Below are 231 nucleotides of genomic sequence, written 5' to 3'. Positions count from 1 at the left end.
CAGAATCGCCGGCAGAGTCTGCATGGATCAGTCGATGCTGGATATCACGGACGTGGAGAATACTGAGGAAGGCGATCCGGTAGCCATCTTCGGCAAATCCGGTGACGCGTTTCTTCCTGTGGATGATATCGCGGAACTGATGGACACCATCAATTACGAAGTCGTTTGCCTTATCGGAAAACGGGTCCCGAGAGTGTACCTTCATATAGGAAAGCCCGCATCCTCGGTCAA

Annotated in this window: 1 protein-coding gene; it reads left to right on the top strand. The window is 52.4% G+C overall.

Annotated elements, in window-relative coordinates:
* The coding region (locus tag KVT34_RS31410; RefSeq protein WP_302695801.1) for an alanine racemase C-terminal domain-containing protein at nt 1-231 on the top strand (231 nt) is incomplete at both ends.

Source organism: Paenibacillus sp. GbtcB18 (assembly GCF_019091125.1).
Taxonomy (GTDB): Bacteria; Bacillota; Bacilli; order Paenibacillales; family NBRC-103111; genus Paenibacillus_F; species Paenibacillus_F chitinolyticus.
This window is presented reverse-complemented; position numbering and strand designations above follow the sequence as displayed.